The sequence below is a fragment of the Bacillus sp. LB7 genome (assembly GCF_030449715.1).
GTDB classification, from domain to species: domain Bacteria; phylum Bacillota; class Bacilli; order Bacillales; family Bacillaceae; genus Bacillus; species Bacillus paralicheniformis.
This window is the reverse complement of sequence record NZ_JASGCA010000009.1, coordinates 26420-50469: the sequence shown is the minus strand read 5'-3', so window position 1 is coordinate 50469 and position 24050 is coordinate 26420. Positions and strand designations below refer to the sequence as shown.

Annotated in this window: 21 protein-coding genes, 1 pseudogene and 1 other annotated feature; of the genes and pseudogenes, 6 read left to right on the top strand and 16 right to left on the bottom strand. The window is 46.9% G+C overall.

The features are described 5' to 3' along the window. Positions 1-125 precede the first annotated feature (125 nt). The 4 genes and pseudogenes from QMZ64_RS13180 to tyrS all read left to right on the top strand — a co-directional run bounded on the left by QMZ64_RS13180 (position 126) and on the right by tyrS (position 3228). On the top strand, positions 126-527 hold the full coding sequence (locus QMZ64_RS13180; protein ID WP_265627852.1) for a hypothetical protein: 402 nt from the start codon (positions 126-128) through the stop codon (positions 525-527). After that, a complete protein-coding gene (locus tag QMZ64_RS13175; RefSeq protein ID WP_265627677.1) occupies positions 524-1090 on the top strand; it encodes a hypothetical protein in 567 nt (188 codons plus the stop codon). Before QMZ64_RS13180 ends, QMZ64_RS13175 begins: the two co-directional genes overlap by 4 nt. Before the next feature lie 103 nt (positions 1091-1193). Further along, a complete protein-coding gene (locus QMZ64_RS13170) occupies positions 1194-1733 on the top strand; it encodes a MarR family transcriptional regulator (RefSeq protein ID WP_265627678.1) in 540 nt (179 codons plus the stop codon). Next, positions 1728-1944, top strand: a binding site (T-box leader). (Overlaps the previous gene by 6 nt.) 43 nt (positions 1945-1987) lie before the next feature. Beyond that, positions 1988-3228: pseudogene (gene tyrS, locus QMZ64_RS13165) on the top strand (tyrosine--tRNA ligase). Here the strand turns inward: tyrS and QMZ64_RS13160 are convergent. The 14 genes from QMZ64_RS13160 to QMZ64_RS13095 all read right to left on the bottom strand — a co-directional run bounded on the left by QMZ64_RS13160 (position 3222) and on the right by QMZ64_RS13095 (position 20587). Next, positions 3222-3482 (bottom strand): hypothetical protein, encoded by a 261-nt coding sequence (locus tag QMZ64_RS13160; protein ID WP_265627680.1) that lies wholly within the window; start codon positions 3480-3482, stop codon positions 3222-3224. The pseudogene tyrS and the gene QMZ64_RS13160 sit on opposite strands and share 7 nt — an antisense overlap. Then, complete coding sequence (gene pgmB, locus QMZ64_RS13155) at positions 3479-4159, bottom strand: beta-phosphoglucomutase (protein WP_265627681.1); 681 nt, start codon at positions 4157-4159, stop codon at positions 3479-3481. The genes QMZ64_RS13160 and pgmB overlap by 4 nt, the downstream gene beginning before the upstream one ends. Further along, positions 4156-5862 carry a glycoside hydrolase family 13 protein gene (locus QMZ64_RS13150; RefSeq protein WP_265627682.1) on the bottom strand — a complete coding sequence of 569 codons (1707 nt, stop codon included), beginning with the start codon at positions 5860-5862 and terminating at the stop codon, positions 4156-4158. The genes pgmB and QMZ64_RS13150 overlap by 4 nt, the downstream gene beginning before the upstream one ends. Continuing rightward, positions 5804-8140 carry a glycoside hydrolase family 65 protein gene (locus tag QMZ64_RS13145; protein WP_265627683.1) on the bottom strand — a complete coding sequence of 779 codons (2337 nt, stop codon included), beginning with the start codon at positions 8138-8140 and terminating at the stop codon, positions 5804-5806. Before QMZ64_RS13145 ends, QMZ64_RS13150 begins: the two co-directional genes overlap by 59 nt. Then, positions 8118-9002, bottom strand: a complete 885-nt coding sequence (locus QMZ64_RS13140) for a DUF1189 domain-containing protein (protein ID WP_265627684.1) — start codon at positions 9000-9002, stop codon at positions 8118-8120. The genes QMZ64_RS13145 and QMZ64_RS13140 overlap by 23 nt, the downstream gene beginning before the upstream one ends. Positions 9003-9006: 4 nt before the next feature. After that, positions 9007-9858 (bottom strand): sugar ABC transporter permease, encoded by an 852-nt coding sequence (locus QMZ64_RS13135; protein ID WP_165426214.1) that lies wholly within the window; start codon positions 9856-9858, stop codon positions 9007-9009. Then, the gene (locus QMZ64_RS13130; protein WP_265627685.1) at positions 9859-11166 is read right to left on the bottom strand and encodes a carbohydrate ABC transporter permease; all 1308 of its coding nucleotides are present in this window, start codon (positions 11164-11166) and stop codon (positions 9859-9861) included. It lies immediately after the preceding gene. Between the two features lie 41 nt (positions 11167-11207). After that, on the bottom strand, positions 11208-12461 hold the full coding sequence (locus QMZ64_RS13125) for an extracellular solute-binding protein (RefSeq protein WP_265627686.1): 1254 nt from the start codon (positions 12459-12461) through the stop codon (positions 11208-11210). A gap of 94 nt (positions 12462-12555) precedes the next feature. Continuing rightward, positions 12556-14319, bottom strand: coding sequence for a glycoside hydrolase family 13 protein (locus QMZ64_RS13120; RefSeq protein ID WP_301441351.1), 1764 nt, complete (start codon positions 14317-14319; stop codon positions 12556-12558). Between the two features lie 112 nt (positions 14320-14431). Further along, positions 14432-15382, bottom strand: a complete 951-nt coding sequence (locus QMZ64_RS13115) for a LacI family DNA-binding transcriptional regulator (RefSeq protein ID WP_265627688.1) — start codon at positions 15380-15382, stop codon at positions 14432-14434. Between the two features lie 167 nt (positions 15383-15549). Beyond that, positions 15550-17088 (bottom strand): alpha-amylase, encoded by a 1539-nt coding sequence (gene amyS / locus QMZ64_RS13110; RefSeq protein WP_265627689.1) that lies wholly within the window; start codon positions 17086-17088, stop codon positions 15550-15552. Between the two features lie 130 nt (positions 17089-17218). Further along, positions 17219-18598: a polysaccharide deacetylase family protein gene (locus QMZ64_RS13105; RefSeq protein WP_265627690.1), complete on the bottom strand. Its 1380-nt coding sequence runs from the start codon at positions 18596-18598 to the stop codon at positions 17219-17221. Between the two features lie 71 nt (positions 18599-18669). Continuing rightward, positions 18670-19347, bottom strand: a complete 678-nt coding sequence (locus QMZ64_RS13100; protein ID WP_145650806.1) for a DUF3298 and DUF4163 domain-containing protein — start codon at positions 19345-19347, stop codon at positions 18670-18672. A 292-nt stretch (positions 19348-19639) separates the two neighbouring features. Further along, complete coding sequence (locus tag QMZ64_RS13095; protein ID WP_265627691.1) at positions 19640-20587, bottom strand: helix-turn-helix transcriptional regulator; 948 nt, start codon at positions 20585-20587, stop codon at positions 19640-19642. A gap of 94 nt (positions 20588-20681) precedes the next feature. On the opposite strand from QMZ64_RS13095, the gene QMZ64_RS13090 reads away from it, so the two are divergent. Both QMZ64_RS13090 and QMZ64_RS13085 read left to right on the top strand, forming a co-directional pair. Further along, on the top strand, positions 20682-21107 hold the full coding sequence (locus QMZ64_RS13090; protein WP_243944513.1) for a VOC family protein: 426 nt from the start codon (positions 20682-20684) through the stop codon (positions 21105-21107). 244 nt (positions 21108-21351) lie between these two features. Further along, positions 21352-21585 carry a putative holin-like toxin gene (locus QMZ64_RS13085; protein ID WP_265627692.1) on the top strand — a complete coding sequence of 78 codons (234 nt, stop codon included), beginning with the start codon at positions 21352-21354 and terminating at the stop codon, positions 21583-21585. A 165-nt stretch (positions 21586-21750) separates the two neighbouring features. Here QMZ64_RS13085 and ftsW read toward each other — a convergent pair whose 3' ends face one another. Together ftsW and rodA are read right to left on the bottom strand one after the other, a co-directional pair. Next, positions 21751-22893 carry a putative lipid II flippase FtsW gene (ftsW, locus tag QMZ64_RS13080; protein WP_265627693.1) on the bottom strand — a complete coding sequence of 381 codons (1143 nt, stop codon included), beginning with the start codon at positions 22891-22893 and terminating at the stop codon, positions 21751-21753. After that, the gene (gene rodA / locus QMZ64_RS13075; protein ID WP_265627694.1) at positions 22890-24047 is read right to left on the bottom strand and encodes a rod shape-determining protein RodA; all 1158 of its coding nucleotides are present in this window, start codon (positions 24045-24047) and stop codon (positions 22890-22892) included. Before rodA ends, ftsW begins: the two co-directional genes overlap by 4 nt. Between the last annotated feature and the right edge of the window lie 3 nt (positions 24048-24050).

The window sequence follows — 24050 nt, the reverse complement described above, 5'->3', positions numbered from 1 at the left end:
GTATTTTACAGTTTGTTTACGTTTAAAATGCAATTATTACGCCCAGTTTTCTACCAAACTATCAAGAACAGATGACACCTTTGCCAGGATCGTTCGTATATAAAAGAGAAACCAAAATGAATAGGATGATTACAGTGAAAAAATCGAAACTGATCTCGTTATCCGCGGCTGCGATGCTTTTCGCCGTTCCCCTGTCAGGATGTTCATCATCCGCTTCAGACCGTTCACAGGAGGTCGCAGAAGACCAATCCATTCAAAAATACGATCTTTTATGGTTTGATTACGTGAATGACAGCGAATCCGACAAAGCACCATTACTGAAAGTATCATACGTGAAAGATGGAAAAGACAAGACGGAGACTTTCAAAAAATATGTAGAAAATGTGGAAAATGTCGAACAGCCTTATATTAAAATCCGTGATCATGAAGCCTTCATCTACCGTCCCCCATACATCAAATATGACCAGGAGCCGCTTGAGGGCGTTGTCAAAGATAAAGTGGAACAAAAAAGCAGTGATGAACAATGAAGAAAAAAAGCGCTCCTCTTATTTTGATCATGGCGCTGTCCCTCCTGGTGCCTTTTGCTCAAGCAGAGGCAGCAGGCAGCACAGGAACATCCGGAACCAAGGCTTCGAGTTCCTCGGCTAATAACAGCTCTCTAAAAACACGCGCGGGTTCAGTCAACCAGAGAATGCGCAGTTATATGAATCAGTCTGCGAGCCAACGATATTTAAACAAGAGCAGTCAGTTCAACGCCATCCAGCGGACATTGCCGTCCAATGCCCTGTACAAAGGGAGTATCAAGCGGACACTCAATCAAAATCCTGCTGGATCAGCCTTTTTGAATTACTACTTTCCATACTGGATGATCTTCCACGCGGGCGGATATACAGCAGAACAAAAAAACATACTCCGCACCGCCGGAATCAAAGAAAAATCGCTCTCTGAACGAAAAGAAAAAAGATATTGGCTGTTGATTGAAGATCAAAACGGAAACGAACATGCCGTCCTCGTCTCGAAAAAACAGTATGACAGTATTCAAAAAGGGGACCGGATTGAAGTACGCCGCAAACAGATCACCAAAAAATAGCTGAAACAAGTGCCGGTCATCATCATGATGCCGGCTTTTTTCGTCATATTAAAAAAGGGCTTGCATGGATGAAAACCATCTGTTAAAATTCGTTTCATAGCTAATGATTCTGAAAATAAAAAGGCAGGCGTCACGATTGGATAGATCCCCCCATCTTCGACAGGAAGAACACGACACACTCATCAAGCTGAAACGCATGCCGATCGAGTCCTTGAATCTTGAAGCCATTTCGGTCGCCACCAATCTTTACCGGTCAGCGCAAAAGCTCCGCGTCAAAATGGAGACCGAGATCCTTTCCTCATATCAATTGTCATGGACGGCTTTTTCGATTCTTTACGATCTATGGGTATGGGGCAGGCTTGAAACGAGAAAACTCGCTGAACTGTCAGGCATTTCAACAGCCACTGCGAGCAATGTCATTAAAACGCTTGAAAAAAAGAACTTTTGCGGAAAAAGCGCGGATCCGAGAGACCGCAGACACGTATACGCCGAGATCACCCCTGAAGGAAAAGCCGCTATTGAAGAGCTCTATCCGGCGTTCCACAAAGGGGAAACAATGCTGATCAAGGGCATGACAAAAGAGGAGCAGAATACATTGATCGAGCTCCTTCGAAAAGTGAACGACAATCTTCATCAACCATAAGCAACGACGGGAACAAGTAGCGGACTGTCTCCCTGTTCCAGAGAGCCGGCGGCTGGTGCGAGCCGGTGCAAAGACAGACGTGAATTACCTCCCTGAGCTTTCTTTGTGAACCTTAAGTAGCAAAGAACGGGAAACCGTTATCTGAAATAAAGCGGAAGATGAAAGTCTTCAACCAGGGTGGTACCGCGTGCATTTGAGCCACGTCCCTTATCGGGATGAGGCTCTTTTTTTATACAAAAAAAGGAGGAGTTATCATGCAGCAACAATTTGATCAACTGACAACTGCCGAGAAGCGGGAAGTCGAAAGGCAGCTTCACTTATATATGGACGGAGCGGAGGAGGTCATTCCCCCGGAAGAGCTGCGGGCAAAGCTGGCCAAATCGATTTTGACCGGCGAACCGCTGAAAATTAAGCTTGGCCTCGACCCGTCTGCGCCTGACGTCCATTTGGGCCACACCGTCGTCTTGAATAAGCTGCGCCAATTTCAGGAAAACGGTCATATCGTCCAGCTCCTGATCGGGGATTTCACAGGAAAAATCGGCGATCCGACCGGAAAATCCGCCGCCAGGAAACAGCTGACGGACGAAGAAGTCCGCCGCAATGCCGGAACATACTTTCAACAGTTTGGAAAAGTCCTTGATCAGAGCAAAGTCGAGCTTCACTACAACTCAAAATGGCTGAAACGATTAACCTTTGAAGAGGTCATTGCGCTCGCCGGCAAAATTACCGTCGCCCGTTTAATGGAACGCGATGATTTTGAAGAAAGAATTGCCATGCAAAAGCCGATTTCGCTTCATGAGTTCTTTTACCCGTTGATGCAGGGATATGATTCGGTCGTTCTGGACAGCGATATCGAACTGGGCGGAACGGATCAGCATTTTAACGTGCTCATGGGCAGACACTTTCAGGAAAAGTACGGAAAAGAAAAACAGGTCGTCATTCTTATGCCGCTGCTTGAAGGACTTGACGGCGTTGAAAAAATGTCGAAATCAAAGAACAATTATATCGGCATCGATGAAGACCCTCATGAAATGTTCGGGAAAACGATGTCGCTTCCGGACAGTTTGATGAAAAAATACATCCATCTTGCGACCGATTTGGAGGCAAACGCCTTGTCAAAGATTTGGAAACGGGGGCTGTTCATCCGCGAGATGCGAAAATGCTTCTCGGGAAAACCATCGTCAACATGTATCATGGAAGCGAGGCAGCCGAAGCGGCCGAACAGCAGTTTAAAAAGGTTTTTCAGCAAAACAGCGCGCCCGACAATATAACGGCTGTACACTGGCAAGGTGGCGGAACGGTGCCTGTCACCGATTTATTGGTGACGCTCGGACTCCTCCCTTCCAAAAGCGAAGCCCGCCGAATGATCCAAAACGGCGGCGTTAAAATCAACGGCATCAAAGCAGAATCGATTCATGCGGATGTGGCGGTCGAACACGGTATGATGATCCAAGTCGGCAAACGGAAGTTTGTCAAATTGCAAATGCCTCAATAAACATTCAGCCTAATCATCCTTTTAAAAGGATCGATTAGGCTGTTTTTCATGAAAAGCGCAGGCGTTAAAATTTGCAACAGGACGGTATCCAATCGCCTGATCGTTTCGATTCGAAGCCGAATTGCTAAGAACGTTGTATAAACAGCAAAAAGCATATCCGAACGGCCTTCCTCTCCGTCCTGATCTTGATGTTGCCCTCCCCTCTCTGATTGCAAATAAGGCCGCCAGCGGCGGCCTGCCATTTTTCGATTCATTTTTCTTCTCTTATGCAGCAACAGCGCCGCCATCCTTCTTTCAGCAGCTCAAATGTCAGCTCGTTTGTGTTGGGCACGATCAAATCGGCCCCGCTCAGCGATGTCTCTTCACCGACTCCCACGGCGAACATCCCTGCGGATTTGATCGCGGCGATTCCGGCTTCAGCGTCTTCGATTGCTGCACACTGAGACGGAGGTACACCGAGCAGCGCTGCGGCCGTCAAAAAGATTTCGGGGTCAGGCTTTCCGTGAGCAAGCGCGGCCGGGTCAACGACAGCATGAAATTCGTCTATGAGCCCGAGCCGTTGCAAAATAGCGGGCGCGTTTCGGCTTGACGAAGCTAACGCGATGCTTACATTTTCCTTTTTCAATTCGGCAAAAAGCCCGGCGATTCCCGGCAACAGGTCATGCGGGGTCAAGGTTTGGATCAGCTTTTGGTAGTATTGATTTTTCCGGCGCATGATCTCTTGTTTCTCCGCCTCCCGATACGTTCCGGCCGCACCGCCGTGAATCAAAATCGTGTCAAGCGACCGCTCTCTGTCGATGCCTTTCAGTCGTTCATTAAAGCTCCGGTCAATCTCAATGCCGATTTGTTCGGCAGTATGTTTCCAAGCGAGATAATGATGTTCGGCCGTATCCGTGATCACGCCGTCCAAGTCAAAAATGACCGCTTTCATAATGTCGAACCCTTTGCCCGGCTGATCATCATAAAAGCTTCATAGGGTTCCATGTCGATACTGCCGCTTATCTTAAGCCGCTCGCGGGCGTAATTGGATAACAGCACATCCCACTTGTCTTCAAGCAATTCCGGCGGAGCATGAAACAGCGCCTTTTCTTCTGACAAATTCACGGCGACTAACAGCTTTTCGCCCTGGTATTCGCGGATATAAGCAAAGATTTGCGGATCATCCTCAAGCAGCAGCCGGTAGTCTCCGTAGACGATGACTTTATGTTGTTTGCGCAGCCCGATGAGCTTCTGATAATAATAGAAAATCGAATCTTCATCTGAGAGCGATTCTTTCACATTGATTTCTTGATAGCGGGGATTTACCGGTAGCCAAGGCTCTCCATCTGTGAAGCCCGCGTGTTTTCCATCATCCCATTGCATCGGCGTTCTCGCATGATCCCGCCCTTTTTTCGCGACGGCTTTTCGAAAGTCTTCCTCTGTCATCGTTTTATTTTCGAGGACAAGTTCACGGTATGCGTTTTTGATTTCGAGATCATCATACATCTCGAGCGGCATCTCGCTGTTTGTCATGCCGATTTCTTCTCCCTGATAAATGAACGGGGTTCCCTTCATGCCGTGCAAGACCGTTGCAAATGCTTTGGCGCATTGTTTGCGCAGTTCGCGGTCATTGCCCCAGCGGGATATGACCCTCGGCTGATCATGATTTTCGAAATAAAGCGTGTTCCAGCCGACATCCATTAAAGCGGCCTGCCACATCGTCATCGTCTTTTTTAAAGCGATCGGATCAAACGGCTTCATCTGCCATTTCCCATTCGGCGAATGCTGTTTTGTATCGATGTCCATATGTTCAAATGTAAAAATCATGTTCAGCTCATGTCTGCTTGGATCCGTGTATTTTATCGCTTCTTCAACATCTGAGCCGTTTGCTTCGCCGACTGTCATGCAGTCGTAACGGGACAGCACTTCCCGGTTCATCTCTTGTATAAATTCGTGCAGACGGGGGCCGTTTGAATGATAGCGGCCGACGACATAAGGACGGTTGTCATCTGTTTCATAATCGGGAAAGTCGACATATTTGGAAATGGAACCGATCACATCCATCCGCCAGCCGTCGACGCCTCTGTCCATCCAAAACGTCATCAAATCGTATACTTCCCGGCGAACGGCTTCATTCTCCCAGTTTAAGTCAGGCTGCTTGTTCGAAAAGTAGTGAAGATAATACTGCCCTGACCGCTCATCGAATTTCCACGCCGGCCCTGAAAAGATCGATCCCCAATTGTTCGGTTCTGAACCGTCCGCCTTTGGATCCTTCCAAAAATAATAATCACGGTAAGGATTGTCCTTTGACTTGCGGCTTTCGGCAAACCAGGCATGTTCATCAGATGTGTGGTTCACGACAAGATCCATGATGATTTTCATTCCGCGTTTATGCACTTCATCAATCAATTGAAACATATCTTCGTTCGTCCCGAACTTCTCGTATATGCTTCTGTAGTCGCTGATGTCGTAGCCGTTGTCATCCTGCGGAGAATCAAACACAGGACACAGCCAGATAACATCGGCTCCGAGGCTTTTGATATAATCGAGCTTTTGAATCACGCCCTGCAAATCGCCGAATCCGTCTCCGTTGGAATCATAAAAACTCCGCGGGTAAATTTGATACACGACTGCCTCTTTCCACCATTGGCTCATCGGGCATCCTCCTTTCATACCGTCCGTTCAGTGCGATCTGCTCTCCATAAACTGCCATGGAAAGCGGTTCTCCTTTTACAAGGTTGAAGACGACGCTGTTTTCCTCTACCTGGACATTGATTAGCCGGTTCCGATAATTGATGTTAAACGAATAACCGTCCCATTCCTGCGGCAAAAACGGAGCAAACGACAGCGTCTCATCCTGGGTCCGCATGCCGGCAAATCCTTGCACGATCGCGAGCCAGCTTCCGGTCATCGATGTGATATGAAGCCCTTCCTCTGTGTCATGATTGTAATTATCCAGATCAAGCCTCGCTGTACGCTTATACAGTTCAAGCGCCTTCTTTTCCATTTTCAGTTCAGCCGCCAGCACCGCATGTACAGATGGCGAAAGGCTCGATTCATGAACGGTCATCGGTTCATAAAATTCAAAGTTGCGCCGTTTTTCTTCCTTCGTAAATCGGTGATTAAAGAAATAAATGCCTTGCAGAACATCAGCCTGCTTAATAAAACTGGAGCGGAGAATTTTGTCCCATGACCAATTCTGATAGAGCGGGCGGTCAGTCGCTTCAAGCTCATCCGTTGCCTGAAGCTCTTTATCCAGGAATGTATCATGCTGAATAAAAATATTTAATTCCTCACTGTATGGATAGTACATTTTCGCAATGATATCCTTCCACTTCTCGATTTCGGCTTCCCGTATATCAAGCCGGCGGCGTTTTTCTCCCGGGAGGACAGCAAGGTTTTCGAGCGTGTACTCAAGCGTCCACGACGCAATCAAATTCGTATACCAGTTGTTGTTGACATTGTTTTCATATTCATTCGGCCCTGTAACACCGTGGATCATATATTTGTTGTTACGTTTTGAGAAGTGGACGCGGTCAGCCCAAAATCTGCTGATTTCGACGAGAACGTCTATCCCGTATTCTTTCATATAGTCACGGTCGCCTGTGTAATTGACATAATTGTAGATCGCATAACAGATTGCGCCGTTGCGGTGAATTTCTTCGAAGGTGATCTCCCATTCATTGTGGCATTCATCGCCTGTGAAGGTCACCATCGGATAAAGGGCCCCTTTCAGCCCCAGTTTGGCCGCATTCCGTTTAGCTGCCTCCAAATGATGATATCGGTATAACAGCAGGTTCTTCGTCACCTCCGGCTCGGCCGTCGCCAAATACACAGGAACGGCGTACGCCTCAGTATCCCAGTAAGCAGCTCCGCCGTATTTCTCGCCGGTAAATCCTTTCGGCCCGATGTTTAAGCGCGAATCGGTTCCGTAGTATGTCGAGAAAAGCTGAAAGAGGTTGTACCGGATGCCCTGCTGAAGCTCATCATCCCCTTTAATTTCAATGTCAGCTTTTGCCCACCTTTCCATCCAGTGTTCGGTATGCCTCCGCTTCGCTTCTTCATATCCCTGCTGAAGAACATCAGCCAAAAGCGCCCTGCCCTTTACTAAAAGCTCTGCTTCTTCAAAGTCCCGGGACGTTGTGACAATGACCAATTTTTTTAAAGAAGCCTTTGTTCCCGGCTTCACTTCGTAACAGTAGCGGTTTTCCGCGTACATCGCGTCCGTTTGAAATTGCTCGCTGGCATATCCTTCTGTCACGTTGTACATTGAAGCAGCCACCGTAAAACGCGGCGTTCCAAATGGATTCTCAATCGTTTTCGTCACGAGATGACCGCGATGAGATTCAGCGCCTTTCGCTTCTTCCTGCCAAAACTGCTCTTCGAAATTGGCATCCTCATTTGCGACATGTCCATCAAGATAAGGAACAAGCGTGATGACCGCTTCATCGGTCAGGCATTCTGCTTCATAATGAATCGCGCACAGCTGCTGGACATCAAGGCTAAGAAAGCGCTCCGACGAAATTTTGACAGCCTTTTGATTCACACGAACGACAGCGCTTCTCCGCAGGATGCCTTCTTTCATATTGAGCTCCAAATCAAACGATTCGATGCCGTTTTGATTGAGGTCGACTTTTTCGTCGTCTACATATACATCAATTCCGATGAAATTCATCGCATTGATGACTTTCCCGAAATATTCGGGATAGCCGTTTTTCCACCAGCCGACACGCGTTTTGTCCGGGAACCAAACCCCTGCGATATATGTGCCTTTGAGACTTTCGCCTGAATAGCTTTCTTCAAAATTCCCCCTGATCCCCATATAGCCGTTCGCCAAGGATGTCAGACTTTCCTGAAGCCGCTTATGTTCCTTTTCAAATTGGTTTGTTTTGATTTTCCACTGGTCGATCTCAAATAGCCGCTGATTTACCATGATTTCCTCCTGACTGTAGATTTTCGTTGTGGTGGCGGGTTTTGAATATATGCCTGAAGATGAAAGAGACCATCAAAGCACTTCCGCACGAATGGATGAGCAGCATCATAATGAAGTCAAAGCGGATCATACCAAAAGCCATTGCAGCCGCTGCCGGAAGCGCTGATCCGCACACCGCCGCTGCGGCCGCTTCCTTAAACGACCTTATCCCGGTCATGTTGGATTTTTTGGAGATCCAGATGCCTCCCGCCAAAACGGCCGTTACAAAAAGCGAGATGATGAAAACCGCAGAACAGGCCAGCATGATGATAAGCGGCTTATATTGGGCAAACCACATGGCACCGATAAAATCCCCCACATGATCGGCATCCAGATCATTCAGCCCGGCCTTTGCCGGATAGCGGACAGAAAACCCCGCTCCGCTTTGATCGCTGATGATCAGATGATCTGACTGAAAGATGAGCGCGTTTTGATAACCGCCTTCCGCCTTTATCCGCCCGTTCTCACCGCTTGTTTTCAATTCATTCTTCAAATCGACCGCCAGCAAGGTTTTCTCTTTCTCCACACGGTACAGCTCGTCTGTGCCTGTCAATCTCCCGTTTGTCAATTGGTAGCCTTTTAATTGTTTGATGAATGCCGCGTCAGCCTTTTGAACAACGTTTGGCAGCAAATCCCCGGCGTTGAAGCGGTCCATTTTCATCAACGCAATCGTCACGGGCGCCGTTAAACAAGCCGTCAAAAACATAAACAGAAAAGAAATTTCGAGCCAGCTGAATGCATGTTTGCAGCGCATGACGCCCGCCGGTGATGCCGTTGCTTTAAGAAAGCGGACGATCAGCTTTTCGTTTCTTATGTCGTTCATCGGTTTATCCCTTCGTTCCGCCGGATGTCAAACCGGACACAAAGTTCTTTTGGAGAAAGAAGAACAAGATGCAAATCGGCAGAGCCGCAAGAATCGCGCCCGCTGCAAACAGCGCGACTTTTTGCTGCTGCGGATTGGAGATGAATGTCTGCAAACCGACGGCGATGGTCAGGCTTTCCGGCGAGCGAAGCAGAAACTTCGCCAGCAGATAGTCGCCGAACGGCCCCATAAACGCCCACAGTGCCTGGACTGCAAGCATCGGTTTCACAAGCGGTAGAACGACCGAAGCAAAGATCCGCAGGTGCCCTGCTCCGTCAATTCGCGCCGCTTCATCGATTTCTCTCGGCACTGTATCAAAGTAGCCCTTCATCAGCCATGTGTTCATCGGAATTCCGCCGCCGATATAGATGGCAGTCAAAAACCAATATTGGTCCAAAGCTCCGATCAGCATGGCCAGGACGTAAAAAGCGGTCAGCGCCGCCATCGTCGGCACCATTTGAATGATCAAAAAGAAAATGAGGCTCTTTTTTCGGCCCGCAAACCGGTAGCGGCTGTACGTATAGCCGGCAAGCGTCACAATCGTCACCTGGAACACCATGACAGACAGCGCGATCACAAGCGTATTCCCGTACCAGTTGAGGTAAAGCGTCTCTTGAAACAGCCGCTTAAAGTGGTCCAATGTCCATGCGCCCGAAAAATCGAGTGTAAAAGCCGCTACATTCCCGACCCGAAATGCGGATGATGCCGTGATCAAAAGCGGATAAATAATCACGATGCTTAAAAACGTTAAAAATATATAGGTCGAAACTTTGTTCAACATCCCGGTGAACCGCGTATTTTTGAAAATCCCTCTCATCTACATGACCTCCTCATTGCCGAAGGCATTCGATTTCTTAAAAGCAATCAGGGAAACCCCGATGACAATGAAAGAAATGAGCAGTGTGACAGCAGCCGCCACGGAATACTGCGGCGACGTTCCCGTCGTCAGCTTATAGATCCAGGATATTAAGATGTCGGTTGACCCGGCTCCGGCCCCCGCACTCCCCGGACCGCCCTCATTAAATAAATAGATGATCGAGAAGTTATTGAAATTAAACGTATACTGGGTAATCATCACCGGTGCGGTCGCAAATAAAATCATCGGCAGCGTAATGTGTTTAAAGCGCTGAATAAATGTCGCGCCGTCAATCTTTGCCGCTTCATAAAGCTCTCCGGGAATCGCCTGAAGCACCCCTGTCACCATGACATAAATGTATGGAAAACCGAGCCACGTCTGAATCATAATCAAAGCCGTCTTCGTCCAGAACGGATCGGTCTTCCATGCGACAGCCGGGATATCGACGAACGGAAGCTGGTTCAAAAGCGGGATCACCTGGACGTTCATCGCGCCCGCCGAGTCGTTGAAAATGTTGGCAAAGCTCATAATCGTAATAAATGCCGGAACGGCCCACGGAAGCAGGAAGATGATCCGGAACATCCGCTTGCCTTTAATAAAGTTTTGATTGACGACCAACGCTGTCACGATGCCGAGAACAATTTGCAGCGTTGTCGCACAGATCGTCCAGATGATCGTCCAGCCCAGTACATCGGCGAATGTTTGCCGATATGAGCCAAGGAAAAAGATATTCATGAAATTTTTAAAGCCGACCCAGTCGATGAGACTGTTAGGCGGAATATGATAAAAATCGTAGTTTGTAAACGCGATAAACAGAGTCACCAGCACCGGAAAAATAATTACAAACACCATCATGAGGTATGCCGGCAACGTAAATAAATACGGAAACCCTTTGTCACCTGTATTTCTGATCATGTCCCCGGCCGTCTCGCTGATTTTCAAACCCGCCGCTTTCATCGCGGCGGTCTTCCGGGCATCATACAGATTAAAGATGTAAAACATCAGAAAAACGAGCGTCAATATCAATTGCAGCGTGCCCTCTATCAACAGAAACAGCGAGTGATCTTCTCCCGGGACAGTCCCCAGCGTCGCGAGGCCGATCAGCGCCTGATAACCGAAAACCGCTAACTCACAAATAAACAAGCCTGTGATGACAAGAAAAAGGATCCCCTTTGAAAACTGCCGGTTTGCAATCTGGCCAGCACCGGGAATCATCGATAACAGCGCTGCCTTCCGGCTCCGTTTTGCAAGTGTTTGGTCTTTGTTCATTTTTTTCGCCCTCTATTCTTCCGGACGCTAAAACCGCCGTTTTATTTCACATACTTTTCTTTAATGTTTTCTTTGATTACGCCGACGGCATCGTCCGCTGATTGCTGAGCCGATTTTTTCCCTGCTGCCGCGTCAAATATCAGGCTTTCTGCACCTGTCCACACCTCGGCCATCTCCGGAATGTTCGGAGTCGGAGTCGCCGTTTCGTATTGTTTGATGACCGCCGACGTCAGCTCGCTTTTTTGCTCCCCTGCTTTTTTTCGTGCGGCGAGGTTGGCCGGAACTTCGTTCGTATCTTCATAAAAACGGTAAGCGTTTTCGTCATTTGCGGCATATTGCAGCCACTTTTCAGCAAGCTCCGCCTCTTTCGTATATTTTGAGGCGACCCAGCCTTTTCCGCCTGCAAACGGGGCATATTCTTTTCCGTTTGGCAATGTCGGGATTTTCGCAGCACCGTAGTTCAAACCGGCTTCTTTATAATTGGAAGCCGACCAGGGACCTCCGATAACAGCCGCTGCTTTTCCGTCCATAAAGGTCTGCTGAATAAAATCGTCAGCACTCGTATTGTCCTGCATGCCTTTCGGCCAATATTTACTGAACCATTTTTCGGCGTATTCCACCGCCTCCACGGCTCCCTTGTTGTTCAGACCGATGTCTCCGGAATCCGTGCCGTCAGCTCCGAATACATATCCGCCGTATCCCGCCATTAAACCGTATGACATGTAAAAGTCCGTCCACTTTGCGAGAAAAGCGGTCGATTTTCCTTTTTCCGAAGAAAAAGCGAACCGCTTGTCTTTTGTTAAATCCTCGAGCTCGTTAAAGGTTTTTGGCGGCGCTTTTAACAAGTCTTTGTTGTAATAGAGTACGAGAGTTTCAATAACAAGCGGGATTCCGTAGACTTTTCCGTCAACTGTTACTTGCTGCATTTCTTTGTCGCCGAAGCTTTTAGTATCAGACGGTTTGACTTCAAGCAAATGCCCTTGCTGTCCTAAGCCGCCGATACGGTCGTATGCCGCAAGCATGACATCGGGCGCATTGCCTGCCGGGCCGTCAAGAGGAAGCGCTTCAAGCTGATCGAACATTGGCTTTTCAACAATTTTGACTGTCACATCATTCTCTTTTTCAAAACCTTCCTTTATGCTTTCGACGTAAGGTTTATAGACCTCTTCTACAGACACGGTCAGCACTTTTTTCCCGCCGCTGCCCCCCGTTTCTTTTGAACTTGAACAGGCGGCAAGACCGAACAGCAGAACTGACGCCAGCATCGCTAAAAATCCTTTTTTTAAATGTTGCATCTTTTTTCCCCCTTCTATCTTAGAATCTGAGACAATTGTAATCCTCGATAGAAAGCGGTTACAATAGTTTAAATTCTGTTACCGGTAACAGAATTTAAACCGCCCCCAAAATGAAAAAACCGCCTGGCTGTATGTCGACCGCATCATCATGATGAAGCGCTTCTTCCGACCACGCATCATATATTCTTTTGTCGTTTGCAATCTTCAAATCCCGCAATCTGACACGCCGCGTCTCGCTGCCCTGGTGGAAGAAGTAGATCAGCTCTTTTCCTTCATGTGTTCGGGAAAAACTGACAAAATCATTTTCGTCGTCAACCAGCCTCCACTCGAGCGCTCCATAAGTCAATACGTCATTTTCTTGTTTTCGCAAAGCGATCAGCCGTTTCATAAATGTGAGCATCTCTTGATTCTGTTTCTCTTCTTCCCAAACCATGCACTTCCGGCACAATGGGTCATCCCCGCCGTCCAGCCCGATTTCGGTTCCGTAATAAATGCACGGCGAGCCTGTCTGAGCAAACATAAATGCCAAAAGAGAGCGCACCTTTTTCTCATCTCCTCCGCATCTTGTCAAAATCCGCTTCGTGTCATGGCTGTCCAGCAAATTAAACATCACCTCATTGACCTGCTTCATCCCGCTCATGAGATGCGAATTGATGCGGCTCGCCATTTGCGAAGCTGAAATCGATCCGTCTGCAAAATAGTCAATCATCGGTTCTGTGAACGGGTAGTTCATGACCGAATGAAATTCGTCTCCTCTAAGCCACGGATCAGCCTGATGCCAGATTTCGCCCAATATAAAAATGTCGGGCTTTTCTGCCGTAACGGCTTGCCGGAACTTCTTCCAAAACGCATGATCGACTTCATTCGCCACATCCAAACGCCAGCCGTCGATATCAAATTCGCGGATCCAGTACAGCGCGATATCAATCAAATAAGCTTGAACTTCCGGGTTGGCGGTATTGAGCTTCGGCATCTCGGGCGTAAACGCAAATGTATCGTAGCCGCCTTCTTTAACAGGGAAAGAATGAACATGGAACCAGTCTTTATAACGGGACTTTTCCCCGTTTTTGACAACATCCTGCCACTCTCGCGAAGCGCTGCCGATGTGATTAAAAACAGCGTCAAGCATGATCTTCATTCCCCGCTCGTGAAGCCGGCCGACCAGCGTGCGAAAGAGTTCCTCATCGCCAAAATGCGGATCGATCGAGCAATAGTCCAATGTGTCGTATTTATGGTTGGAAGGCGCGGCAAAGATCGGCGTCAAATAAATGCCGCCTACCCCCAAGTCTTCCAAATAGTCCAGTTTGTCTATGACCCCCTGCAAATCCCCTCCGAAAAAATCATCCACCTCGGGATCCTTGCTTCCCCACGGCAAAGCGTTTTCCGGAGACAAATCTTCTCGGCCGCTGGCAAAGCGCTCCGGAAAAATTTGATACCAGACGGTTGATTTGACCCAGTCGGGTGCATTAAACGTATCTGCCTCATGAACAAACGGAAATTTAAAACAGTGCTTGCCCATATCGGCCGCTTTCCCGGCAAACGGACAGGCACCACTGCTTCCGTAAAAAGTGTCTTGACCATCAGCGCCTGTAAGGATAAACCCGTATTGCAGACGCCTGAATGGAGGCGTCACTTCGGCAAACCAGTAATCATGCGTGCTTGTTGCGGCAATTTTCGCCATCGCAAACTCGTTTGCTTTCCATGTGCCGCCGGTGTGTTCGTAAGGATCTCCCCAAATGAAGCGTACGCGATCGGCGTCATTCTTTTTTGTGCGGATTTTGATGTGCAATGTCCTTCCATCGTAAGAATAGGCATCAGAGCTGAAAGGCTGATGATGAATCGCTGCATATTCCATCATGTTTCCCCCTTAGTTGTCCGGCTGTGATGAACCGGCTTTTATTCTGAAATTATCATGACGGCATAACAGGAACAATCATTTTCAGCTTGTTACCGGTAACAGAATGAGACCCTTACAAAGTCGATTCCCGGACAATAAGTTCCGGCTCAAAAAATTGATTGCCTTGCAACGCTCCGTCTTCATTGATTTTTTTTAGCAGGATTCTGGCGCAAGCCTCTCCCATTTCAACAACAGGCTGTCTGATCGTTGTCAGGCGAGGCGAAGCGATCCGGTCGAGAAACACCCCGTCATAACCGGTGACCGCGACATCTTCCGGAATTCTTTTGCCGAGCGATTGCGCTGCGCGGATCACCCCGAGCGCGATGCGGTCGGAAGCGCAAACCACCGCTGCCGGTGCATCAACGGATGCCAGCACTTCCCGTGCGCGCGCTTCACTTTTTTTCGAACTGTTTTCCATCCGGAAAATCGCCGCTTTTTTCAGACTGCCTTCCATCGCCTGAAGGTAGCCTTTTTCCCTTGACCGTTCAAAGGGTTCATCCAAATCGATTCCAAAAAAGACGACATTGGGGACGCCCAGCCCAATGACATGACGCGTTGCCATATAGGTTCCTTTTTCATTGTTAACATCAATAAAATCATAGCCCATTTCATTTTGGCCAAATACAACGACAGGCTTTTCAAATACTTTGATCAGCCCTTCAAAATCAGCTTTTCTCAACCCCGTCGCTATAATGCCGTCACACTGGCCGATATTGAGAGATTTCCTTGTGACAAGCTGCAATGCATAATGGTGACGGTCCAGCTCGCGGCTGATTCCCGTTAACAGATTCATATAATAAGGTTCTGTCGTATCCATTTCTTCCAGTATGAGCAGCTTGACGACCTGTGTTCTGTTTTGAACGAGCGCTCTTGCTGCATAGTTCGGTATATAATTGAGCTCCTTCATTGCGGAATGAACAAGCTTCTTCAATTCATCCGTCACAGTCTCAGGATGATTGATCACCCGCGATACCGTCATTTTCGACACATTTGCTTTCTTTGCTACATCAGATAACGTTGCCATTTCATCCCCGCCTTACCTATACGATTCAAACTGTCAGCAAGTCCTTCCTGAGGGCTGATGACACTTTGTTAAAATTAATTATAAGATGGAATCAAAGAAATTTTATAAGAAGGAGAAAATAAAAAAACGGATTTCCTTTAGGAAATCCGTCCTATCACTCTATTCTTCTATTTTTGAACATAAATCGAAACCGACCCGCCGTTTACGTGAAACTCTCCCCAGCCTTCAGAATTGATGACAACCGGATCGGAACGGTTTCCGGTGATGTCATGCCATGTCTCACCGGCGTTTTGCCAGCCGACATACATTCGCTTTGCCCCGCCGGGTCCGTCTGTTATTAACGCCGCCAAACCGGAATTTGCAACCGAGCTGTCGCCTTCCCTCGTCCAGCCGACAATGTCATGATGGTTGAAATAATCATGCTGTGCTCCGTACGCATATTGTTTTCTCGCTTTTAAGATCGGTTCGATTTTGTGTTTCAGGGCAGGAATTTCGCGCTGCGAGGCTCCTTTCGTCCCGTACATATCCCCGTAGAAAACCTGCGGGTAGCCTGCTTCTCTTGTCAAAATAAAAGCGTAAGCGAGCGGCTTAAACCATGTTTGAACAGTCGACTCAAGCGATTGCCCCGGCTGTGTATCATGGTTATCGACGAATGTAACCGCTTTCAACAGATGCTTGGAAACGACTGTTCCGTTCAGCAATTTCCTCATATCATAGCCGCCTCCCTGTGTCGATGCAGCATGGAACTGGTAATGAAGCGGCACGTCAAACACTGAATGATTAAAGTTTGTTTTGTTTAAATAGTTTTCCAGCGCGCCTAAGTCATTCTGCCAATATTCGGCTACCGTAAACATTTCCTTTCCTGTTTCTTCCCTGACATGATTGACCCAATCCCGCAAAAAAGAAAATTTAATGTGTTTGACGGCGTCAAGGCGGAATCCGTCCAATTGCAGCTCATTGGCATACCACGTTCCCCATCTCTTTATTTCTGCCGCGACATCAGGATGATCATAATCGATGTCGGCATACATCAAGTAATCAAAGTTGCCGTTTTCATTGGAAACTTCCCAATCCCATGCCTTTCCTTGAAACTTATAGATGCGGTTCAGCTTTCGGGACTCGTCCCAATCGGTTCCGTCAAAATGGTACCAATGCCATTTGAAATCGCTGTATGTGCTGCCGCGCCCCGGGAATTGAAAATGTGTCCACGCTTTGATTCGCTGTTCTCCTGATGTTACGCGGTAGCGGTCGGCGGGATCGACTTCAACAGCCGTTACATCTTCGGTCGCATCAGCACCGCCTTTGTGGTTGATGACTACATCGCCGTAAACGTTGATATCCCGGGAATGAAGACTGTTGATCGCAGATTGCAGTTCTCCCTTTGTGCCGTACTTTGTCCGAACCGTCCCTTTTTGATGAAACTCCCCTAAATCATACAGATCGTAAGCGCCGTAGCCCACATCATCTTGGCTTGTTCCCTTATATGCCGGGGGAATCCAGACGGCAGTAATACCGTGTTCAGCCAAATATGCCGAGTTATTTTGTAAGCGTTTCCAATGTTGCCCGTCATTTGGCATGTACCACTCAAAATACTGCATCAGCGTCCCATTAAGATTCGCCGCCGCTGCTGCAGAGTGAGGCAGCAAGAAGATGAGCGCCAATAACAGCAGCAGCAATCGGGCATAAAGCCGTTTGTGTTGTTTCATGATTCTCCTCTCCCCTTTCAAAGTGAAACACATGCTATTGTATAAATATTTGGAATTTTTAACAAATATCATTTTCCCTATATTTTCTTGCAAAAGAAAAGCGCCGATATGGCGCTTTCTTCTCATTTATTCAATATCCTCTCTGCTTTTTCACTTCTTCAAGCTGAGATACAGTTACCAATTGATAGCCTTTTGCTTTCAGCTTTTTAATAATCTCTTCAGCCGCTTCAGCGGACGTTGCATAAATATCGTGCATTAAGACGATTTTTCCGTCTCCCGCATGACTCATGACATGATTGACTATCTTTTGTTTATTTCTGTACTTCCAATCTTCCGGATCAACATCCCACAACGAGACCTTCAGGTTGGAAAGCGAGCGGACGGAATCATTGATCCCGCCGTATGGAGGGCGCAAGTGTGCAGGGTGGTGTCCGCTGATTTTTTCGATCATTTCTTGTGTGTCGTTAATTTCCTGATACGCTTTTTCGTTTGACAGCCTTGTCAATAACGAATGGTCCCAGGAATGGTTGCCGACTTCGTTTCCTTCCTTCAGCATCCGTTTTATCGTTTCGGGATAATATTGGGCTCTGCTCCCAAGCACGAAAAAGGTCGCATGCCCTTCATGCTTCTGTAAAGCGTTCAATATTTTATTCGTTGTAGCGGGATTGGGGCCGTCATCAAATGTGAGAGCAATCACTTTTTCATCAGGATTTATTTTCGTTTGTTTCGGAAGGGGGACAGGCTCCTGTTCACGTTTTGCCTGAAGACGATTCTTTTTCATATTTTGATATTGGTCTTTTAAAATATCTTTTACCCATTCTTTTTTTATTTTTACAGACTGCTCAAGACCGGTTTGTTTTTTCTCAAAATAAAATTCGACTTCGTTTTCCAGGAGCGCGAAGCGGCTGAAATGCTCTTCCCGAGGGCTTGTCCCTTCTTTTAATAAAGACATGTCGGCAGACGGATTCCGATTTTTCAATTCCTGATAGGCAATGCTTGAAATCCTGTTCAGAAAATCTGAATTTTCTTCGAACAGGTCTTGAAGGGACAGCAGCTTTTTCTGTTTTAAATCGGCGTTAAACGTCTTGACAGACGTTGTACCCGAAACGCCCCCGGCCTCTATGTATTGATTCAGCACCACACTGGCCGTATCCTTTGTATAATAGACAACCTTATATTTGATGTTCAGTTCAAAAGGCCCGTCTTCATGCTGAGCCTGGGCCTTTGCGTTATCCTCTTTAAAACCGGCCAATTCTTGATTCACATACGCTTTTATTTGTTCATCGATTTCTTTTATGTGAAACACCGGATAGTGGATGGCATACCTCTCTTGTTTGCTGTCATTGACCATGGATTCGACGCCGAGGCCGGATTGTCCGCCGTCTTTTTTTGGTTGAGGGGGCTCTTGACTGTTGCTTGACACCTTATTGTAAGAGTACCCCGCCAAACCTATTAATATCGTTAAAAAAATCAACATTTTAACCCATCGAAATGATGGTTTGCCAGACATCGCTGCTCACTCTCCTGTTTCATGACTTGCTGTCTCTGTTTCTATTACAAATATTGTTTCTTATACCGGGACTAATATAAAAGCGTCGACGGAAGCTTTATTTCCTGGTTTCCGGCCGCATATGGGGCGATATCATACTGCTGAAATACGATTGAAATTCCGCTGCTTGTATAATAGAATGCCGTCTGTTCATCCAAGCGGATATCGCTCTTTTTCAGATCAGAATAAAATTGTTCCGGATGTTCGTTAATATAGCTGAAAATATAGTTCTTTGCCTTTTCGATTTTCGCCTGATTGTTTAATACGTCAGTCAGCACGACTTGTTTGTGCTTGTCAAAGTCAAAGTTGTAGGATGTAACGGTGTACATGCCGTGCGCACCGCCGGAGAACTGATAGTCATAGATTAAAAAGCTCAGTTTGCCTTCCTCGTTGTATTTGACTTTGTAGGACGTTTCATAGACGTTTTCCTCGTCCTTATCCTTCTTTTCGGCATCTTTAACGATTTTTTGAAATTCTTTATAGGAGTTTTTTAAATGAAGTTTTACCGCATCGTTGGCCAGCTGGGCATCTTCTTCCTTCAAATCGCTGAATACCGGAAAAGAAAGCGAACTGATGTCTTTGTAATATTCCGTGTGAATCGCGGCTTTTCTATTTTGTGAAGCGTTTATTTGAGATGTTCCTTTATTGATGATAAATAGCAGCGATGCTGTGAGTACAAGGAATCCTAAAATAGCCATCGCTTTTTTCATAAGCATGCTCCTTTGTCAATCTTCTTTTAAACTCGTAACATATCATTTTTCTTTGTAACATAAATGTAATATTTATTTCATATTTGTAATGATACTCACTTTTAAATCCGCCGTCAACTTTTTTGGGTAAAAATTTCTTCTGACGGCAAAAATAAGACACTCTCAGGAATCGAGAGTGTCTTTAACGGGATGATGAAGGAGACGTGCGTCTTCACGCTTTTTTTGCAAGGCTATAAATGCTAAGAAACGCCAGGCTGCGGTCTTCATGAGCAGTCTGACCGGAGTCTTCATTTTAGCCGTATTGTTTCAGCATATCGGATAATGTCCGCTTCATCCTTTCGATTAATTCGGAAGGCTTCTGAATAACCGCTTCCCGGCCGAATGAAATGAAATAATCCGCAAAAAAATCGATATCCTTCGGTGCGATCTCGCCTTTCAGCACGCCGGACCCGTCTTCTTTTACGTGCAGCTCAAGGTGCGGCCATTTGAGTGAACCGTGCCGTTCTACTCCTTTTTTTGTCAGCTCTGCGGATAATTCCAATGTCTCCCTTGGCCGGGACACAGCTGAAAAACGGTTCTGTAAATTAAGACCGGTTAAATCAATCGGGGCCGTATGTTCATCAAGCTCGGCCCGCTTGATCCGGTCGCACCTGAAGATGCGGTAGTCCTTTCTTAACAAACAGTAAGCCGGGCAATACCACTTCCCTTGATTGGCATAGATTCCGATCGGCTGAATGTTTCTCTTGCTTGCTGTGCCATTTGCTTCATATTCGATGATCAACACCTTTTGCTGAACTGCCGACTCAAGCAGCATCTTTAAGACCGGAATGTCGTCTTTTTGCTCATAAGGCGTATAAAAAGCAACGCGATCCTTCATACTGTCAATCGCATCCCGGATGTCTCCTGAAAGATTTAAATAAAATTTCTTTTTGATGGACTCGTACTGAGCGTCAAACGGCAGGGATATATAATGCTTCAGCGCATCGATCGCAAAGAAGATGGCGATCGCTTCGTTCTCGCTGAAGGCGATGGGAGGAAGAATCCTTTCATTTAACACCTGATACCCTCCGTGGGGGCCGGTTTCAGAATAGAGGGGCACCCCCATTTCGCTGAGCTCTTGCAAATCCCTTAAAACCGTTCTCTTGGAAACCCCGAATTCCTGCGCCAGCTCCCCGACCGTAAATCGTTTTTTCCGGTTTACCATCATGATCATTTCATTCAATCGTTTCGCTTTAGACATGAAAACCTCCAATCATTTTTTAACCATGACATAAGTTGTCACCATTATAATATACAATCTTCTTAGATCAACAAAAAAAGGAGATGTTCCCTCTATGAAAACGCAAATTACACCTTACATCCTGATGAATGGAAGAGCAAAGGAAGCGATTGATTATTATCGTCATGTACTCGATGCCGAAGTAAAGTTCAGTCAGACGATTGGTGAAGGCCCTGCAGATGAGGCGGCGAATTTTAAAGAAGACGAATTGGATTTCATCGCACACGCCGTTTTGACAATCGGCGACGCCGTCCTGATGATCGCCGACATCATTCCTGAACTGCCTTTCCAAAGCGGAAACCAATTGTCCATTTGCGTAACGGCAGCTGACGTTTCTTCGGCCAAGCGGCTGTTCGGCAAGCTGAGCGAGCGGGGCGAGGTCAAGCTTGAGCTGAAGGAGACTTATTTCAGTCCCGCCTACGGCATTGTCACCGATCCGTTCGGCGTTACCTTTCAAATTTTTGCCGCGCGTCCCGCATAAATGAACAAATGAAACATATCAAAAAAGGCCGGGTTTCTGAACCGGCCTTTTTTGCACTGGATCAGCTCTTTTTGGCTAAAAAGCGGTATTTGACCGCAAAAATGCGTTTCTTCAAACTCACTTGACAAAGGGCATTTATGGAAACTCATCTTCTTTTTGGTATAATAAAGGTTAGCAACAGTTCGGTTCTATATAAGGGCGGTCGGCTCACCCTCCATCTCTTGGAGAGAAAGGGGGTGAGCATGTGACAGTATCAGAGGCGTTGCAACTCATGGTCTCTTTCGGCATTCTCGTCGTGGCCATTCTGTCATCTAACGACAAAAAAAGTAAGATCGCCCTTGATTCCCACACCAAGACGATCTTACTTTTTAATTGGGATCTAAAAATAGAGCCGACTCCTTTTTACGGAGCCTCTCTGTTGCTTCCGGGAGATGTAGCCGCATCTTCCGGTCTTTTTTCAGTTTACGCATTCATATAAAGATTATTCTGTTTCACACCTTGAATATATCACGATTTCCTTTATTTATCAATATGAATGCGTTTATATAAAAACGGAGCCACGGTCACATACGATATGAGAAGATCAATTCCTGATGACAGGATCATCCGGTCAATCGCAACTTCAAAATCGGGAAAAGCTACATCAGAAAGGCCCCCCTTTTTTAACTCCCCGCTTAATATGTGAGGAGAGGTTGACCAATATCCCGGATGACGTCAGCATGAACATTAACGAAGAACCTCCGTAGCTGACAAACGGAAGAGGAATTCCGGTAATGGGAAGAAGGCCGAAAACAGCGCCCAGGTTAAATAACGCTTGAATCATGATCTGGAAAGTAATGCCGACCGCCAGCAGCTTTCCAAACGGATCATCGATTTGCGCAGCGATCTTAACACCTCTGAACATGATCAACAGGTAGGCCCCGATGATCATCAACAGCCCGACACCGCCGAGTTCTTCGCTGATGACCGCCATGATAAAGTCCGTATGGGCTTCAGGAAGAAATCCCAGCTTTTGAACGCTGTTCCCTAATCCATTCCCCCATACCCCGCCCGAATCAATGGCAAGGTAGGAATTGATCAACTGGTAGCCGTCTCCGTTTTCATTTTGAAAAGGATCGCTGAACGATGTCAGCCTTTTTAACCGGTACGGCGCTGTCATAGCAAAATATGCGATGCCCGCCCCTGCCATTGTTCCGAGAAGCAGCAAGTGCCGTATTCTGAGGCCGGCGCACAACAGAACCGCTCCGCAGCTTAACAGGATCGAAACAGCGGTGCCCAAGTCGGGCTGTTTTAAAATCAAAAAAAACACAGCGGCCAAAATGATCAGCGGCGGCATGACGCCCTTTCCAAAATCAGCGATGTATCTCTGCTTTTTCGCATACACATAGGCGAAATAAATAACCATCACAAGCTTCACAGCCTCGGACGGCTGGATTATGAGCGAACCGAATTGAATCCACCTTTGAGAATTGTTTTTCTCCATCCCGATTCCCGGCAGCAAAACGAGAATCAGCAGCAAAAAAGAAAGCTTCACCAAAAACCGGATGAGTTTGCTGTAAGCTTTGTAAGGGAAAAAGACGGCAGCCGAAAAAAAGGTCAAACCGATGAGCAGCCACTGCAGCTGCTTCATAAAAAAATAGCTGCCATCATGATACTTCATATATCCGAGGGGGTAGCCGGCACTGTATACCATCAGCAAGCCAAACGAGGATAAAAACAGAACCGAAGCAATCAATACATAATCCAGTTTCTTTAAATGGGAAAGAATCATTTTGCGCACCTTCATCCCCAGTCATTCCCAAACATGTAATGTTTAGATCTGATATTCACACTGAAAACGAGACCTAAAGCGATCATGTTGGTCAGCAGCGCACTGCCGCCATAGCTGATAAACGGAAGAGCGAGCCCCGTGATCGGCATTAACCCGATCGTCATCCCGATATTTTGGAACACTTGGAATACAATCAACCCAGCAACCCCCGCACATATATAAAGACCGAACAGACTGTTGGACGAGATCGCGATCCTGATGATTCTGTAGATCATCAGAAAATACAGACAGACTAATGTGACGGCACCCAAAAAACCGAATTCTTCACCAATCACGGCAAAAATAAAATCGGTATGAGCCTCCGGAATCTTCCCTCCCTGCACTTGGGTTCCGTGAGTAAAGCCGCTTCCTGACATCTGGCCCGATCCGATCCCCAATAACGCCTGCGTCAGCTGGTATCCATATGTAGAAGCATGTTCATGAGGACTGAGCCAGCCGTATATCCGGTCAAGCTGGTGAGGCTTAATTATCTTTGAAAAAATCTCAAAGTAATGATTGTGCAAATACGTCAAAAAGGCGACCAATCCCATGAATCCAAGTGACAGGGACATGATCATTCTCCCCGAAATCCCCGAGACAAGCATCAACGTGAATGCGATCGACAAAATCACCAATGCGGACCCTAAATCAGGCTGAACCAATATGAAGAAAAACGGAATCACCGTGTACACCATGATTTTCCCCGTCGGAATGATGCTCTCGGTGAAGGAGAACCTTTTATGCTGAAATTGGTTGAGTATCGAAGCCAACAGAAGAATCAAAATGATCTTCATAAATTCTGAAGGCTGGATTTCGATGACTCCGAAGCTGATCCACCTTTGCGAACCGTTTTTATAAGTTCCAAAAAAATGAACGAGAATCAGAAGAAAAACGGCTCCCGCAAATAAACGAAGCGCCAATCGTTCTAGCAGCTCATAGTCGATGTAGGCCGTTCCCGCCATGACGCCAAACCCGACAAGATACCAAAATACCTGCCGTTTCGCAAAATAAAAAGGGTCCTGTGTTTCATACTGGCCGGACCCGCTGTAAACGGCCAGCAGACTGATGATAAACAAACAAAATAGAATGAGCAGCAGGCTGATGTCAATGTTGATATGCTTTCTTTTCATCTG